The 15,909-nt window shown below is 60.7% G+C and carries 13 protein-coding genes; 2 read left to right on the forward strand and 11 right to left on the reverse strand.

Features of this window, described 5'->3' with window-relative positions:
• Positions 1-2: 2 nt before the first annotated feature.
• Entirely contained in the window at positions 3-1,286 is a 1,284-nt protein-coding gene (locus HU739_RS26585; protein WP_186550866.1) for an aspartate aminotransferase family protein, read from the reverse strand.
• Positions 1,287-1,455: 169 nt separating this feature from the next.
• Between HU739_RS26585 and HU739_RS26590 the strand changes: the two genes are divergently transcribed.
• Positions 1,456-2,370: a LysR family transcriptional regulator gene (locus tag HU739_RS26590; RefSeq protein ID WP_186550863.1), complete on the forward strand. Its 915-nt coding sequence runs from the start codon at positions 1,456-1,458 to the stop codon at positions 2,368-2,370.
• Positions 2,371-2,598: 228 nt separating this feature from the next.
• Here the strand turns inward: HU739_RS26590 and HU739_RS26595 are convergent, their stop codons facing one another.
• The 10 genes from HU739_RS26595 to bioB all read right to left on the reverse strand — a co-directional run bounded on the left by HU739_RS26595 (position 2,599) and on the right by bioB (position 15,002).
• Positions 2,599-4,377 (reverse strand): acyl-CoA dehydrogenase C-terminal domain-containing protein, encoded by a 1,779-nt coding sequence (locus HU739_RS26595; protein ID WP_186550861.1) that lies wholly within the window; start codon positions 4,375-4,377, stop codon positions 2,599-2,601.
• Between the two features lie 261 nt (positions 4,378-4,638).
• Positions 4,639-6,435 carry an acyl-CoA dehydrogenase C-terminal domain-containing protein gene (locus tag HU739_RS26600; RefSeq protein ID WP_186550859.1) on the reverse strand — a complete coding sequence of 599 codons (1,797 nt, stop codon included), beginning with the start codon at positions 6,433-6,435 and terminating at the stop codon, positions 4,639-4,641.
• 90 nt (positions 6,436-6,525) lie between these two features.
• A complete protein-coding gene (locus tag HU739_RS26605; RefSeq protein WP_186550857.1) occupies positions 6,526-7,815 on the reverse strand; it encodes a GGDEF domain-containing protein in 1,290 nt (429 codons plus the stop codon).
• A gap of 192 nt (positions 7,816-8,007) precedes the next feature.
• Positions 8,008-9,813: a phenylacyl-CoA dehydrogenase gene (locus HU739_RS26610; RefSeq protein WP_186550855.1), complete on the reverse strand. Its 1,806-nt coding sequence runs from the start codon at positions 9,811-9,813 to the stop codon at positions 8,008-8,010.
• Between the two features lie 274 nt (positions 9,814-10,087).
• The gene (locus HU739_RS26615) at positions 10,088-10,384 is read right to left on the reverse strand and encodes a pyrroloquinoline quinone biosynthesis protein PqqE (protein WP_186550853.1); all 297 of its coding nucleotides are present in this window, start codon (positions 10,382-10,384) and stop codon (positions 10,088-10,090) included.
• A 108-nt stretch (positions 10,385-10,492) separates the two neighbouring features.
• Positions 10,493-11,173 carry a dethiobiotin synthase gene (gene bioD, locus HU739_RS26620; protein ID WP_186550851.1) on the reverse strand — a complete coding sequence of 227 codons (681 nt, stop codon included), beginning with the start codon at positions 11,171-11,173 and terminating at the stop codon, positions 10,493-10,495.
• Positions 11,170-11,979 carry a malonyl-ACP O-methyltransferase BioC gene (gene bioC, locus HU739_RS26625; RefSeq protein ID WP_186550849.1) on the reverse strand — a complete coding sequence of 270 codons (810 nt, stop codon included), beginning with the start codon at positions 11,977-11,979 and terminating at the stop codon, positions 11,170-11,172. The genes bioD and bioC overlap by 4 nt, the downstream gene beginning before the upstream one ends.
• Positions 11,972-12,703 (reverse strand): alpha/beta fold hydrolase, encoded by a 732-nt coding sequence (locus HU739_RS26630; protein ID WP_186550847.1) that lies wholly within the window; start codon positions 12,701-12,703, stop codon positions 11,972-11,974. The genes bioC and HU739_RS26630 overlap by 8 nt, the downstream gene beginning before the upstream one ends.
• Positions 12,696-13,874, reverse strand: a complete 1,179-nt coding sequence (gene bioF, locus HU739_RS26635) for an 8-amino-7-oxononanoate synthase (protein ID WP_186550845.1) — start codon at positions 13,872-13,874, stop codon at positions 12,696-12,698. Before bioF ends, HU739_RS26630 begins: the two co-directional genes overlap by 8 nt.
• 72 nt (positions 13,875-13,946) lie before the next feature.
• On the reverse strand, positions 13,947-15,002 hold the full coding sequence (gene bioB / locus HU739_RS26640; protein WP_186550843.1) for a biotin synthase BioB: 1,056 nt from the start codon (positions 15,000-15,002) through the stop codon (positions 13,947-13,949).
• Positions 15,003-15,092: 90 nt separating this feature from the next.
• Here bioB and HU739_RS26645 point away from each other — a divergent pair, with 90 nt between their 5' ends.
• Positions 15,093-15,827, forward strand: a complete 735-nt coding sequence (locus tag HU739_RS26645; protein ID WP_186550841.1) for a ComF family protein — start codon at positions 15,093-15,095, stop codon at positions 15,825-15,827.
• Positions 15,828-15,909 lie beyond the last annotated feature (82 nt).

Here is a 15,909-nt window from a genome sequence, read left to right on the forward strand (position 1 = left end):
GCTCAGACGGCTATCCCCTTGCGGCATTGCATCTGTGCCGTGCGTACGCGGGAGAAAGCGCGACCCAACCGCAGAAGCATTTCATCGATGTTGGCTTTGCTGACGGTGAGGGCCGGAGTGAAGCGCAGGCAATCGGCTTGTGCGGCGCTGAGTATCAGGCCTTCGTGCAGCGCGGCGTGGACGACCGCCTCGGCGCAGTCTTCGGACAGGGTCAGTCCATAAAACAGGCCCTGGCCGCGCAATTCGCCATGGCCGTAGCGCTGCGCCAATCGCGCGAGGCCCGCGCGCAGATGCTGGCCTTGGTCGTTGATCTGCTGGAGGAAGCTACGGTCGTGCACGCTGTCGAGCACCACCAGGCCGGCCGCGGTTATCAGTGCGTTGCCGTGATGCGTGCCGCCCAGTTCGCCGACGGCGAAGCAACAGGCCTTGCCGCGGGCCAACAGTGCCGCCAACGGCACACCGCCGCCCAGGCCTTTGCCGAGCACGACGATATCGGCGCGTACGCCATAGGACTGCTCGGCGAGCAGGCTGCCGCAACGCCCGATACCGGTCTGCACTTCGTCGAGTATCAACAGAATGCCCAACTCGCGACACAGTCTCTCGACGCCTTTGAGGTAGTGCTCGGTCGCCGGTACAACGCCGGCATCGCTCTGGATCGGCTCGAGCATGATCGCAACAGTCTGCGCATCGACCGCCGCATGCAGTGCTGGCAAGTCGTTGAAGGGCACCGGATCGAAACCCGGTAGCAACGGCGCAAAGCGATTGTGCAGATTGTCGCTGTCCGATGCCGAGAGCGTCGCCAGGCTGCGCCCATGGCAACCTTGCTTCGCGACGATGATGCGCGAGGCACCGCCGCGGTGCAGTTGCCCCCATTTTCGCGCCAGTTTGATCGCGGCTTCACAGGCTTCGCTGCCACTGTTGAGCAGATACGCCTGATCGCTGGCGGTGCTGGCGCACAGGCGTTCGGCCAGGCTGAGCATGCCGCGATTGTGCAGATTGAAACCGGGATTGATCAGCGCCTGAGCCTGGCTGGCGATCGCCTTGACCAGTGCCGAAGGGCTATGGCCAAGGCTGTTCGCACCGCCGGCCTGAGAGAAATCCAGATAGGCACGGTCGTGACTGTCCCACAGCCAGGAGCCCTGCCCGCGAACGAAGACCTGCCGGGGACGTTCGACGCTGGGCATCAGCCGCTCGGCGCTCAGCGTATCGCTGTCTGCCAATTGCGCAACCTCGCTGGCGAGGTCATCAAGACTCGGCGCCTGACGCCGCAAACTGAACAGATTCATGGATAAAAACCTCGCTTGAGGTTTTTTGAACTGCCTATGTAAAGACTCGGTATGCGAACGCTATTCATCGCGCTTTCTGGCCCTGTAAGCCTTACGAATGCGTTTAGACTAGGCTCACGGGCGGCTTCAGGCCATTTCGATTTCCCAGCATTTTCGATAAGCCTTACTTATGGATTTCAAGCAACTGCGTTATTTCGTCGCGGTCTACGAGGAAGGTCATGTCGGCCGCGCCGCAGAACGCCTGTCGATCTCGCAACCGGCGCTGTCACAGCAGATCCGCCAACTCGAACAAAACCTCGATGTCAGTCTGTTCGAACGCAGCAGCAAGCGCCTCTTGCCGACCCTCGCCGCGCACACGTTGTACAACCACGCGTTGCCACTGCTTGATGGCTTGCAGCGAGCGCGCGAGGCGTTGGGCAATTTCAAGGGGCAGGCACTGCGCACGTTGGCGATCGGTGTGCTGCAAACGGTGCACACCAGCCTCGTGCCGCAGATGCTTGAACGCGTGCGCAAGGCGCAGCCGCATCTGGTGGTGCAGATCTATGAACTGACCGGGCTGGAGATCGAGCGGCGTTTGCTCAACGGTTCACTGGACATCGGCATCAGCTATCTGCCGCCGCGCCAACCGGGTCTGCATGGCGTGCAGCTCTACGAAGACGAACTGACACTCGTCATCCCGGCCGATCATCCTTTGCGCGAATTCAAGAAAGTCTCGATGCGCCAGGCGGCGGAACTGCCGATGTTGTTGCTGGGTGAAGAATTCCAGATCCGTCAGATCTGGCAGGCGCAACTGAGCAGCCTCGGGCGTCGCCCGCAAGTGCAGGCGGAGCTGAATAACATGCTGGGGATTCTCGACAGTTTGCCGCACACCAAACTGGCGACCGTGCTGCCGGGACGCTCGCAAAAGGAGTACGACGATCAGGCGCTGCTGTGGAAACCGCTGAGCGAGCCACGGGTGCCGCTGCAAGTCGGCCTGGTGTGCCGCGACGTACAACGCCAGCAGGTCTCGTTGGCACTGCTGCGCACGTTACTCGAAGAAGTGATGAGCCGCGAAGTGAAGCCGGCGCTTGATCCACGGGTCTGAACACTTTTTTCCAGACAAAAGAAAACCCCGCCGAAGCGGGGCTTTGCAGACTGTTTCCCTGACATCCATTTCACTCCGCCACCCTGGCAGAATCCTACGTGTCCGTGTTGTTACTTTGCGCTTCCTGCGCGACGTCCATGAAATGTAGAGTAGCTCTGGATCCAATCCTCGCCTATGGGAGAACAGCAGCACGTCGTGTAAGAAAATGCTTACACGGCGCGCACGGGTTCAGAACTGCGCCGCATCCAGCAGGAACAGGGATTCGCTACCAGCCTTTACCGACGCGCTCAAGGAGTGGATGCGCGGCAGCAGACGGGCGAAATAGAAGCGCGCGGTGCCTAGCTTGCTGGCGTAGAAATCGTCTTGGGTTTCCTTGCCCAGCGAAGCCTTGGCCATCAACGCCCACATATAGGCGTAGGCGGTGTAGCCGAACGCTTGCAAATATTCGACCGATGCCGCGCCGATTTCGTTCGGATTGTTTTTCGCCCGGTCCAGCAGCCATGCGGTCAGCTCGTCGAGGGTATCGACAGCGTCGTTCAGCGGCTTGGTGAACTCGCCCAGATCGGCACTGGCGGTTGCGGTGAAGTGGCGGATCTCATCGGCGAACAGCTTGTAGAACGCACCGCCGCTGCCGACGATCTTGCGCCCGACCAGGTCCAGCGCCTGGATGCCGTTGGTGCCTTCGTAGATCTGCGTGATGCGCACGTCACGCACCAGTTGCTCCTGGCCCCACTCGCGAATGTAACCGTGGCCGCCAAAGATCTGCTGACCGTGAACCGTGGTTTCCAGTCCCAGATCGGTCAGGAATGCCTTGGCGACGGGCGTCAGCAATGCCACCAGATCCTCGGCACGCTTGCGGGTGGTCGGGTCTTCGCTGAACTTCGCGGTGTCGAGCTGCATCGCCACATACGTGGAGAACGCACGGCCGCCTTCGTTCGAGGCTTTCATGGTCAACAACATGCGCCGTACGTCCGGGTGGACGATGATCGGGTCAGCGACCTTGTCCTTGTTTTGCGCACCGGTCGGCGAACGGCTTTGCAGACGGTCGCGCGCGTATTCGACGGCGTTCTGATAAGAGCGCTCGCCGGTTGCCAGGCCCTGAATGCCGACGCCCAAACGCTCGTAGTTCATCATGGTGAACATCGCAGCCAGGCCTTTGTTCGGCTCGCCGACCAGATAACCGACCGCTTCGTCGAAATTCATCACGCAGGTCGCCGAAGCCTGGATGCCCATCTTGTGTTCGATCGAACCGCAATTGGCCGGGTTGCGCGCGCCCAGGCTGCCATCGGCATTGACCATGAACTTCGGCACCAGGAACAGCGAAATGCCCTTCGGACCGGCCGGGGCGTCCGGCAGCTTGGCCAGTACCAGATGAATGATGTTTTCGGTGAGATCGTGTTCGCCGCCGGTGATGAAGATTTTGGTGCCGCTGACCTTGTAGGAACCGTCAGCCTGAGGTTCGGCCTTGGTGCGGATGATGCCAAGATCGGTGCCGGCGTGCGGCTCGGTCAGGCACATGGAACCGGCCCAGACGCCGGCGTACATGTTTGGCAGATACGCCGCTTTCAGTTCTTCGCTGGCGTGGGCGTTGATCGACAGGCAGGCGCCTGCGGTCAGCATCGGATAGAGACCGAAGGCCAGGCTGGCGGAGTTGACCATTTCTTCGACCTGCGCCGACACGGCTTTGGGCATGCCCATACCGCCGTAGGCCGGATCGCCGCCAACGCCGACCCAGCCGCCTTCGGCATACGTCTGATAAGCCTGTGGGAAACCGGTCGGCGTGGTGACGGCGCCGTCGGCCCAGTGACAGCCTTCTTCGTCAGCGGCGCGGCTTAAAGGCGCGATGCTTTTACTGGTGACCTTGCCGGCTTCTTCGAGAATCGCTTCAACGGTTTCGGCATCGACCGTCTCGGCCAGCGCCGGCAATTCGGCCCAGAGTTTGGCGACTTCGAACACTTCATTGAGGACGAAGCGCATATCACGCAGCGGCGCTTTGTAGTCAGCCATGGCAAACCTCGCAAGATCTAAACAGGTAGTTCGTGGAATGATATTTTCGTTGAGCCTGAGTGTACCCCAACAACTTTTGCGACACATAGGGTCAACCGGTGACTGATTTGTTATTTTTAGTCATCAACCTTAAGCGACATTGAAGTGCTGCAAGGAAACCTGTGACAAGGGAGCTTGCTCCCGCTCGGATGCGTAGCAGCTGCCAACCGGTGAGCGCTGCGCACTCAAGCGGGAGCAACTCCCTCGCCACAAAAAGCGGTGTCAGAGCGCAAACGACTCCGCCGGCAGAGTCATCAAGCAATCACTTCCCGCCTCGATCGCGGCCCGATGGGCAGCCGTACGCGGCAACAAGCGCTTGAAGTAAAACTCGCAGGTCGCCAATTTACCGCGCAGATAATCCGCCTCCCCCTCGCCTGTCTCCAACTGAACCTGTGCCACCAGCGCCATGCGCAGCCACAAATACCCGAGGATGATGTAGCCGCTGTACATCAGGTAATCCACCGACGCGGCGCCGACTTCGTCCGGGTTCTTCATGGCCGCCATGCCGACCTTCATTGTCAGGTCGCCCCACTGCTGATTCAGCGTATCAAGCTGCGCAACGAAGCTGCCCAGTTGCGGATGTCCGGCATTAGCCGCGCAGAAGTTGTGAACGATTTTGGTAAAGCCACGCAGCAACTTGCCTTGACTGCCCAGCACTTTGCGTCCGAGCAAGTCCAGTGCCTGAATACCGTTGGTGCCTTCATAGATCGGCGCAATGCGGCAATCTCGTACCAGTTGCTCCATGCCCCATTCGCGAATGAAACCGTGGCCACCGAAAATCTGCATGCCGAGGTTGGTCACTTCCAGCCCGGTGTCGGTCATGAACGCCTTGCAGATCGGCGTGAGGAACGCCAACAGGTCTTCAGCGTCCTGACGCGCCTCGGCATCTGCATTTAAATGGGCGACATCGAGCATTTGCGCAGTGAAGTAGGTCAGTGCGCGGTTGCCTTCGTTGAAAGCTTTCATCGTCAGCAACATCCGGCGCACGTCCGGGTGGACGATGATCGGGTCGGCGGGTTTATCCGGAGCCTTGGCGCCAGTCAGCGAGCGCATCTGCAGGCGGTCGTTGGCGTATCTGACTGCGCCCTGAAAACTCGCCTCGCCCAAACACAGCCCCTGCATGCCGGTGCCGAGCCGCGCGTGGTTCATCATGGTGAACATGCAGTTGAGGCCTTTGTTCGGCTCGCCGATCAAATAACCGGTGGCGGCATCGAAATTCAACACGCAGGTGGCCGAAGCCTTGATGCCCATTTTGTGCTCGATCGAGCCACAGGAAACGCCGTTGCGCTCGCCCGCTTCGCCTGCCGCATCCGGCAAGAATTTCGGCACGATGAACAGGGAAATGCCCTTGGTTCCTGCCGGCGCGTCCGGCAGCTTGGCCAGCACCAGATGGATGATGTTGTCACTCAGATCATGTTCGCCGGCCGAGATGAAAATCTTGCTGCCGGTGATCGCGTAGCTGCCATCGGCCCGTGGTACCGCGCGGGTTTTGATAATGCCCAGATCGGTGCCGCAATGGGCTTCGGTCAGGCACATGGTGCCGGTCCATTGTCCGGCGGTGAGTTTGCTCAGGTAGGTGTCTTTCTGCTCGGCGGTGCCGTGGGCGTGAATCGCCGACATCGCGCCATGGGTCAGGCCCGGATACATGCCCCATGAGGTATTGCTGGAGCCGACCATTTCGCTGATCACCAGCCCCAGCGAACTCGGCAGGCCCTGACCGCCGTAGGTCGGATCAGCGGCCAGGCCGTGCCAGCCGCCCTCGACGTATTGTGCGAAGGCTTGTTTGAAGCCTGTAGGCGTTGTCACCACACCGTTGTCGAAATGGCAGCCTTCCTCGTCACCACTGCGATTGATAGGTGCCAGAACGTTCTCGCAGAACTTCGCGCCCTCTTCGAGGATCGCGCTGATCATGTCCGGGCTGGCGTCATGCGCGCCCAGATTGGCGTAGTTGGCGTGGAAATCGAAGACGTGATCGATCAGAAAACGCATGTCGCGCAGAGGCGCTTTGTACTCGGGCATGGTGGAGTCTCCGTCAGCAGATTTTTCCAACCTACTGCCGGCCACCACGCGCCACAATCACTGTGCGGACGCTGAATGCGCCGTCATCACTCAACCCGCAGCGGTGTCCATGCGTACCGCGCCGCGGCGGTTCTGCCCGAAGGCCATCACGCAGTTTCGCCCGGCACCCTTGGCGCTGTACAACGCCTGATCGGCTGACTTGAGCACTTCTTCCGGAGTGCGCTGCTCGACGCGTTCGGCAACGCCAATGCTGACCGTCACCGACACGGCGCTGGCCCCGCTGCCACTGCGGCGCGCGCGTCCTTGCAGGTCATCCTGCGGGCGGTTTTCCTGATTACGCAGCTGAATGCTGTAGGACGCAATCGACTCACGAATCACTTCCAGATGCGGCATACACTCCTCAAGAGTTTTGCCTGCAAAGACCAGGGCAAATTCCTCGCCGCCATAGCGATACGCCCTACCGCCACCGCTGATTTTCGACAGCTTGCTGGCGACCAGACGCAGGACCTGATCGCCGACATCGTGGCCGTGGGTGTCGTTGAATTTCTTGAAGTGGTCGACGTCGCTCATCGCCAGCACATAGTTGCGACCCAGGCGCTGCATACGCTCGTTGAGGGCGCGACGTCCCGGCAGACCGGTGAGCTCGTCGCGGAAGGCCATTTGGTAGGCTTCGTGCGCCACGGCCGCCGCGATCATCAACATCACCTGGCTGCACATGATGTTCAGGGTGAACGGCAGGATGAAGGTTTTCGGCAGCATCCAGAACACCCCGAGCAAGCCCACCAGTTGGGCTGCATGCAGGGGGCGCGGGTTGCGCCAGTATTGCCAGGCCAACAGCAGAAATGCCGAAATGAACACCGGATAGGAAAGTTGGATCAGGCTCATCCACGCCCCATGCAGCGCCGGCCAGCGAATCTCCGAGAGCCAGAGCAGCAACGCCTGCGGGTAACTTTGCTCGAGTCCCAACGCAACGCTGCCGAATGCCAACAGCACAGCGAACCGCGCGACCATGTCCTGGAACAGATGCGTGCGTTCCTGCCATGCCGCGAACAAGCCAAACAATAACGGCAACAGCAGGCAGACCAGATGAAAAACCACCGCCGCGTCTTCGCGGACCTTGCCGTGATCGCGATAAAAGTCGGTCTGTGTGTCGAGCAAGAAATAGGCGATGTACACCGTAAGCATCAGAAACAGTTCGCGCTGACGTCGGTAGACCGCGCAATACGCACCACCCAGCAGCAATACCAGCGTCGGCAGCACGTTGAATAGAGAGGTGAAAAACACGCTGAGGTCTTTGACGTACGCAGCCGCCAGCCCCGCGAGCAACAACAGCAGCGATGGTAGGAAATGGCTGAAACGTACAGCGGAAGAACGCGGCAAGGGTAAGCTCCGACCCGTCATATCAAAGAGATGGCATTGTGCCTGCAAAGCGCAGTTAAGCACACACAATGTGATGCAGATCACATGCAGCCTCTTTAACGGCCGAAAAGCTGACTATCTGAGCGATTCATCAACAAAAAAAAACCGCTGCCCCCAGTGGGAGCAGCGGTTTTCATGAGACAGCGCTAAGGCTTAGTAGCCCAGTGCGAAGTCTTCTTCCTTCATGTCCATCAGGTTATTGGCGCCCGACAGCATAGTGGCCACGTGAGTACGGGTGCGTGGCAGGATGCGCTGGAAGTAGAAGCGCGCGGTCTGCAGCTTGGCGGTGTAGAACGCCGCGTCGCCTGTGCCTTCTGCCAGCTTCTCGGCTGCCACACGCGCCATGTCGGCCCAGAAATAAGCCAGGCAGGCATAGCCGGAGTACATCAGGTAGTCCACGGAGGCCGCGCCGACTTCTTCGCGATCTTTCATGGCCGCCATGCCGACCTTCATGGTCAGCTCGCCCCACTCCTTGTTCAGTGCAGCCAGCGGCGCGACGAATTCCTGAACGGCTTCGTTGCCTTCGTTGGTCTGGCAGAACTTGTGGACGATCTTGGTGAAGCCTTTCAGAGCCTCGCCCTGGGTCATCAGCACTTTACGGCCCAGCAGGTCGAGTGCCTGGATGCCGGTGGTGCCTTCGTACAGCATCGAAATGCGGCTGTCGCGAACGTTCTGCTCCATGCCCCACTCGGCGATAAAGCCGTGGCCGCCGTAGATCTGCACGCCGTGGTTGGCGGCTTCGAAACCGACTTCGGTCATGAACGCCTTGGCGATCGGCGTCATGAACGCCAGCAGTGCGTCGGCTTTCTTTTTCTCTTCTTCGTCGACGCCGTATTTGACGATGTCGACCAGCTTGGCGGTGAAGTACACCATTGCGCGGTTGCCTTCGGCGAACGCCTTCATGGTCAACAGCATGCGGCGCACATCAGGGTGCACAATGATCGGGTCAGCGGCCTTGTCCGGCGCTTTCGGGCCTGTCAGCGAGCGCATTTGCAGGCGATCGCGAGCGTATTTCAGGCCACCCTGGAAACCGATTTCGGCGTGAGCCAGACCTTGCAGCGCGGTGCCCAGACGTGCGGTGTTCATAAAGGTGAACATGCAGTTCAGGCCTTTGTTCGCCGGGCCGATCAGGTAACCGGTGGCGCCGTCGAAGTTCATCACGCACGTGGCGTTGCCGTGGATGCCCATCTTGTGTTCCAGCGAACCGCAGGTCACAGCATTGCGTGCGCCAACGGTACCGTCAGCATTCGGCAGGAACTTGGGAACGATGAACAGCGAAATCCCTTTGGTGCCGGCCGGTGCATCCGGCAGGCGCGCCAGTACGATGTGGACGATGTTGTCGGCCATGTCGTGTTCACCGGCCGAAATGAAGATTTTGGTACCGGAGACTTTGTAGGAACCGTCGGCCTGAGGTTCGGCCTTGGTGCGCAGCATGCCCAGGTCGGTGCCGCAGTGCGGTTCAGTCAGGCACATGGTGCCGGTCCATTCGCCGGAAACCAGCTTGGTCAGATAGGCTTCCTGCTGCTCAGGGGTGCCGTGCTCGGAAATAGTGTTCATCGCGCCGTGCGACAGGCCTGGGTACATGCCCCACGACCAGTTGGCTTCGCCAACCATTTCGCTGACGGCCAGGCCCAGCGACTCGGGCAAGCCTTGACCGCCGTGCTCGACGTCGTGCGCCAGGCTTGGCCAGCCGCCTTCGACGAATTGCTTGTAAGCCTCTTTGAAGCCAGTCGGGGTTTTCACGCCGGACTCGCTCCAGGTGCAACCCTCAAGGTCGCCCACGCGGTTCAGCGGTGCCAGTACCTGCTCACAAAACTTGGCGCCTTCTTCGAGAATGGCGTCAACCATGTCCGGAGTTGCGTCTGCGCAAGCCGGAAGGCTCTGATAGTGCGCTTCGTAGCCGAGCAGTTCGTCACGAACGAAGCGAATATCACGCAAGGGGGCCTTGTAGTCAGGCATAGCGATAAACCTCTGCTGATGTAACCGGGAATGAACGACCGCGTTGATTTGTTGTGACGGTCAAACAGTTGTTTGAAACATACGTTTACGCCGAAATCTTGTCAAGCGTCGATCTTTTGCCGTTCGTCTTCGCCTTTTTCAAACGCCGGACACAGCAAACCGCCGCAGGCTCGGACGAGCCACGGGCGCAGAGAGAAGATTAGTTGAGCAAGAAGGACTTACCACGAAAAACGCCGCGACAAGGCGCGGCGTTCAATCAGCAGCAGACGAAACGTCAGGCAAACGTATCGATGATCGTACCCAGCACTTCGTCAGAGGCTTTGACGACTTTGACACCCAGCTCCGCCTGAAGCTTGCCTTGGGACATCTCGATCACGCTGCTGGCCAGGTCTGACTGTTGCGCGCGATCTACACCGCGCAGGCGATCGACCTGAACTTCGGACGACTGGCTGGTCACCGAGCGTTCGATGGTGTTGTTGGCAATCTGGCTGGCGGCCTGATCGACGCGGTTCTGTCCCGACTGAATCGAGCTCAGCCCTGCATAAAAAGCGGTGTTGCCGGAGATTTCCATCGTCGCTCTCATCCCTGTAAAGGATCACTGGCGGCCATTGAAGCAGACGCGCCAGAAAAACACCCGTCAAAAACACTAATGGCACAGTGCCTGTTCATAGCGAAAACCTTAGTCGAGCAGATCCAGCTGCAAATACTCGGCCACCGCTTCGGCACTCGGCGCCTTGAGTTTCGGCACCCGGCCCAGGCAAGGTGCGGGAATGCGCTCGGCCAGAGTCGCAAGGTTTTCCTCCAACCGCGACGTCTTCGGATCGATGATGTTCGCCACCCATCCCGCCAATTGCAGGCCGTCGCGGGCAATCGCCTCGGCCGTCAGCAACGCATGACTGATACAGCCCAGCCTGACGCCTACCACCAAAATCACCGGCAGCTTCAGCGCAATCGCCAGGTCCGAGAGATTGTCCTGGTCCGCCAACGGCACCCGCCAGCCCCCCGCGCCTTCAATCAGGGTGAAATCGGCATTCATCGCGAGAATCGCGCGCATCGGCGCCAGCAGCGATTGCACGGTCAGCGCCACGCCCGCTTCCCGCGCCGCCAGATGGGGAGCGATCGCCGGTTCGAACGCCACCGGATTGACCTGTTGATAAGTCAGCGGGATCGAACATTCGGCCAGCAGCGCCAGCGCATCGGCATTGCGCAGGCCTTTTGGCGTGACGTCACAACCGGAGGCCACCGGTTTGCCCGCTGCGGTACTCAATCCTGCCGCACGCGCGGCGTGCAGCAACCCGGCGGCGACGGTGGTCTTGCCGACATCGGTATCAGTGCCAGTGATGAACCAGGCTGCGCTCATAGCGGTTTCTCCAACACGGCGTAGACCACCTGGTAAGTCGCCGGCAATCCCGACGCCTCACGGAAACGTTCATAAGCCTCGACCAGACCGAGAATTCGCGCTCGCCCCGTCAACCCGCCCGGCCGCCCCGGATTCAGATTGTGCGCGCCCAAGGCTTTCAATTCATGGGTCAGGCTGCGCACGTCCGGGTAGTGCAACACGTGAGGCTGATTATCCAGTTTCAGCGTGCGCAAGCCGCTGGCCGCACACAGTTGCTCATAGCGAGCGAATTCACGAAAGCGGTTGACGTGCACCCGCCCATCGACCTGCCGCCAGCTATCGCGCAACTCAATCAGCGTCCCCGTACAGAGACTGGTAAAGGCAAAGATCCCGCCCGGTTTCAGCACGCGAAACGCTTCGCCGAGTACCGCCTCGAAATCCTCGCACCACTGCACCGCGAGGCTGGAGAAAACCAAATCGCAGGTCGAGTCCCGCAACGGCAATCGCTCGGCATCCCCGGCGATAAAATGCTCGGCACCGCCGAAAGGCCGCGCATGCCTGAGCATGCCCTCGGCAATATCCAGCGCCAAACCGTGACCCTGGACAAAAAGCGAGGCCAGCGTGCGGGTGAAATAACCGGTGCCACAGCCCAGATCCAGCCAGCGCGACGGTTGCAATGCCGCCGGCAGACGCTGCAGCAACTGGGTACCGACGTCACGCTGCAACTCGGCGACGCTGTCGTAACTGCCCGCCGCGCGGGAAAAGGAAGCCGCTACCTGGCGCTTGTCAGGCAAGCCACCCGGTTGTCCAAAAGACAAATCAGTCATCACCGCACTCGTGTAGAAAAGCCTGGATCGCACCCGCCACTCCGTGTGGGTCCTCCAGGAGAAACGCATGACTGGCCTGTTCGATCAGACCGATTTCGATATCGGGCAACAAGGCGAACAACGCCGCCGCCGCCTCGGCCGGCACCAGCGCATCGAGGCCGGCGAACAGATGAAACTGCGGGCCGCGAAAGCCCTGCAAGGCTGCACGGGTGTCGAGTTGCGCAAGCAGTTCCAACCCCGCCAGCAGCACATTTGCCGTGGTGTTCGGAGCGCCGCCGAGGAGCAAGCGCGACAAGCCCCGCGGGTCTTCCGCACCTTGGGTGCACAGCAACGCAAAACGTTTGAGGGTCAACCGAGGATCGGCGCTGCACCCGGCGAGAAACGCCTCGAATGTCGCCCCGGACATCGCGTTCGGCCACTGTTCATGAGCGACGAAGGACGGATTACTCGCCAGCGTCACCACGCCGCAGCAGCGTTCGCCGCGCCGCGCCGCCAGACCTGACGCGAGCATGCCGCCCAGCGACCAGCCACCGAGCCAGACATCCTGAGGGATGCGCTCATCGAGTTCATCGAGCCAGTCCTGCAGGTCACTGGAGTCCAGCTCCGGCAACGGTTCGATGTCGACCTGCAGATGTTCATCGAGTCCCCGCAGCGCCGCCGCCAAGGGTTCCATCGGCGAGACACCGAGGCCCCAGCCGGGCAGCAGAATCAGGCGATTACGCATGGCAGGGCTCCGATGACAGTTGGGCAAAGCAATCGGCCAGTCCTTCTAACAATAGCTGCACCTGCGCCTCGCTGTGGGCGGCGGTCAGGGTCACCCGTAACCGTGCGCTGCCGGCGGGCACGGTCGGTGGACGAATGGCCGTGACCATCAGCCCGCGCGCGCGCAGCATTTGCGACAACCGCAGCGCACGGCCCGCGTCGCCGACCAGGATCGGCTGGATCGGCGTGAAGCTGTCCATCAGCGCAAGCCCGATCTGCTCGGCGCCTTGGCGGAACTGACGGATCAGTGTCTGCAAGTGCTCACGACGCCAGTGTTCAGTGCGCAGCAGTTCGAGGCTTTTCAGCGTCGCACAGGCCAGCGCGGGCGGCTGGCTGGTGGTGTAGATGTATGGGCGGGCAAACTGGATCAGGCTTTCGATGAGTTCTTCGCTGCCGGCCACAAACGCTCCGGCCGTACCGAAGGCTTTGCCGAGGGTGCCGACCAGCACCGGTACATCGTCCCGGCTTAAGCCGAAATGCTCGACGATGCCACCTCCGTTGGCGCCCAACGGGCCGAAGCCATGGGCATCGTCGACCATCAGCCACGCGCCTTTGGCCTTGGCCTCTCGCGCCAGCGACGGCAAGTCGGCGAGGTTTCCGTCCATGCTGAACACACCGTCGGTGACCACCAGCGTGTTGCCTGTGGCTTTCTCCAGGCGCTTGGCCAGGCTTGTCGCGTCGTTGTGCAGATAGCGATTGAAACGCGCCCCGGACAACAGACCGGCGTCAAGCAACGAGGCGTGATTGAGGCGGTCTTCCAGCACCGTATCGCCCTGCCCGACCAGCGCCGTGACCGCGCCGAGGTTGGCCATGTAACCGGTGGTGAACAGCAGCGCACGGGGCCGGCCGGTGAGATCGGCGAGCGCTTCTTCCAGTGCATGATGGGGGCTGCTGTGGCCGATCACCAGGTGCGACGCGCCACCGCCGACGCCCCAACGCTCGGCGCCAGCGCGCCAGGCTTCGATCACCTGCGGATGATTGGCCAGGCCCAGATAGTCGTTGTTGCAAAAGGCGAGCAACGGCTTACCGTCGACTACCACTTCGGGTCCTTGAGGGGACTCGAGCAGCGGACGCTGGCGATAGAGATTTTCCGCGCGGCGGGCAGCAAGGCGTGCGGCGAGATCGAAAGACATGCAGGCCTCGATGTTCAAATGACACATATCCCACAGGGGTTTTGCATTCCTTCAGAGGAATCCGCGCAGTTCTTAAACCGCAGCGTTATAGAACTGCTCGCTACTCTTCTGCTCGACCAGTGCCTGCTCGATCGCGGCCTGGTGAACCTCATCGGCGTGTTCTTCGCGAGCTTCCGGCTGGATGCCCAGACGTGCGAACAGCTGCATGTCCTTGTCCGCCTGCGGGTTGGCGGTGGTCAGCAATTTATCGCCGTAGAAAATCGAGTTGGCGCCAGCAAAAAACGCCAGGGCCTGCATCTGCTCGTTCATCGCCTCGCGGCCGGCGGACAGGCGCACGTGGGATTGCGGCATGAGAATGCGCGCCACGGCGAGCATGCGGATAAAGTCGAACGGATCGACGTCGTCGGCGTTTTCCAGCGGCGTTCCGGCGACTTTCACCAGCATGTTGATCGGCACCGATTCCGGGTGCTCGGGCAGGTTGGCCAACTGGATCAGCAGGTTGGCGCGGTCATCCAGCGATTCGCCCATGCCGAGAATGCCGCCGGAGCAGATTTTCATCCCTGACTCACGTACATAAGCCAGCGTCTGCAGGCGCTCGCTGTACGTGCGGGTAGTGATGATGCTGCCGTAGAACTCCGGCGAGGTGTCGAGGTTGTGGTTGTAGTAATCGAGACCGGCCCTGGCCAGCGCTTCGGTCTGTTCCTGATCGAGGCGACCGAGGGTCATGCAGGTTTCCAGGCCCAGGGCTTTGACGCCCTCAACCATTTTCAACACATACGGCATGTCTTTGGCTGACGGATGTTTCCACGCCGCGCCCATGCAGAAGCGCGTCGAGCCGATGGCCTTGGCGCGTGCCGCCTCTTCAAGGACCTTCTGCACTTCCATCAACTTCTCTTTTTCCAGACCGGTGTTGTAGTGCCCGGACTGCGGGCAGTACTTGCAGTCTTCGGGGCAGGCACCGGTCTTGATCGACAGCAAGGTCGAGACCTGCACGCGGTTGGCGTTGAAATGGGCCCGATGCACCGTTTGCGCCTGGAACAGCAAGTCGTTGAATGGCTGTACGAAGAGTGCTTTGACTTCGGCCAGTGACCAGTCGTGACGCAGGGTGGCGGTGGTGCTCGCGCTCATGGGGAGTTCCTTGGTTATGCTTGGCTGGCGCTGCGGGAATGGAATACCCACAGGCGCTACACGGATGTTCGGCATATTTAAGGAAGACGCATGCACTGTCAACCACGTTACGAAGGTACGGTTTACATCTGTTTAAAAAACATACAGACCTGCTTGCTCTGCGATGAGCCCGCCGAAGCACAAATGCCAATGTGTGTGGCGTGTGAAAGCGAACTGCCCTGGCTCGGTAACCATTGCCAGAGCTGCGCTTTACCGTTGGCCGCAGAGGGGATGACATGCGGAGCGTGCCTGCTAGAGCCGCCGGCCTTTGAGCAGGTCGCCGCGCCTTGGGTTTATGGCTTCCCGGTGGACAGCCTGATCACACGCTTTAAACACAACGCGAAATGGCCGTTTGGTCACTTGCTCGCCGACGTTCTCGGGCAATACCTGCAACATCGCTTCGATGAAGGCCTGCCTCGTCCTGACGGGTTATTGCCGGTGCCGCTGGCGCGTAAACGCCTGCGTCAACGCGGCTTCAACCAGGCGGCGATGCTGGCGCGCTGGTTGAGTGTTTCGCTGGACTTGCCGTATGAAGAGCAGATTTTGCGGCGGATCGTGGACACCGATGCCCAGCAGGATCTGGATGCCAAGGCGCGCCAACGCAATTTGCGCAACGCCTTTGCGTTGGCGCCTGATGCCGATGTGAAGGGGCGGCATTGGGCGTTGGTGGATGATGTGCTGACCACCGGTGCGACTGCTCAGGCGCTGGCGCGGTTGTTGATGGATGCAGGTGCGGCGCGGGTAGATGTGTATTGCCTCGCCCGCACGCCGAAACCCGGCGCCTGAAGCCCAAAATATCCCGTGTAGGAGTGAGCCTGCTCGCGATAGCGTCCGCACTGCTTACATCTATGCTGACTGATCCACCCTT

It is taken from the genome of Pseudomonas hamedanensis (assembly GCF_014268595.2).
GTDB classification, from domain to species: domain Bacteria; phylum Pseudomonadota; class Gammaproteobacteria; order Pseudomonadales; family Pseudomonadaceae; genus Aquipseudomonas; species Aquipseudomonas hamedanensis.